This is a genomic window from Streptomyces sp. NPDC044719 (genome assembly GCF_056433405.1).
Map to the genome: position 1 here is coordinate 1 of NZ_JBWKHE010000035.1, position 1,082 is coordinate 1,082.

Here is a 1,082-nt window from a genome sequence, read left to right on the forward strand (position 1 = left end):
CTAGGTGTGCTGTCCCGGGACGTTGGTGACAGGCGACACGCCTTGAGTGGTCCTTGAACGAGGCGAGGGCCTCTGGGTTCGGTGTGGATTGCGACATCTCCACCGGCTACTCAGGAGGCCCTCGTTGTTCCACCGTAACGCCCCGCTGACCGCGACCGGTCGGCTGCGTCTGGCCCGGTGTGTCGTCGACGACGGCTGGCCGCTACGGCGGGCCGCGGAACGCTTCCAGGTCAGCCACACCACTGCCGCCCGCTGGGCAGGCCGCTACCGCAAGCACGGGCCCGCAGGGATGCAGGACCGCTCCAGCCGCCCGCACCACCAGCCTGGCCGCACCCCGGCCGCCCTCGAGGAGCAGGTCGTGCGCCTGCGCCGCGAACACCGCATCGGACCGGTGCGGCTGGGCGCCCGCTGCAACATCGCCGCCTCCACCGCCCACCGCATCCTGCGCCGTCACGGCCTGCCCGTGCTCGCCGCCACCGACCGGGCCACCAGCGAACCAGTACGCCGCTACGAACGCTCCAGGCCCGGCGAACTGCTCCACATCGACGTCAAGAAGCTCGGCCGCATCCCCGACGGCGGCGGCCACAAAGCACTCGGCCGCGCAGCCGGCCGGGCCAACCAGGACCGCCGCAACGGCACCGGATACGCCTACCTGCACACCGCCCTGGACGACCACTCCCGTCTGGCCTACACCGAGGACCTGCCCGACGAGAAGGCCGCCACCTGCGCGGCCTTCCTGCAACGAGCAGCCGCCTGGTTCGCCGCACGCGGCGTGACCGTCGAGCGGGTGCTGACTGACAACGCCTGGTCCTACACCAAGAACACCTGGCGGGACACCTGCCGCGACCTGGGCATCAGCCCGCGCTGGACACGCCCCTGGCGGCCCCAGACCAACGGCAAGGTCGAACGCTTCCACCGCACCCTGCTCGACGAGTGGGCCTACCAGCGGCCCTACACCTCAGACGCCGAACGACAGGCCGCGTTTCCCGACTGGCTGGACTGGTACAACTACCACCGACCCCACACCGGAATCAGCGGCCACACCCCAGCCAGCCGCGTCACCAACCTCCCCGGACAGCACA

1 protein-coding gene is annotated in these 1,082 nt (G+C 71.0%); it reads left to right on the forward strand.

Going from position 1 to position 1,082, the window contains the following annotated elements:
* Nucleotides 1-124: 124 nt before the first annotated feature.
* The coding region (locus AC07DF_RS41340) for an IS481 family transposase (RefSeq protein ID WP_478982776.1) at nucleotides 125-1,082 on the forward strand (958 nt) is incomplete at its 3' end.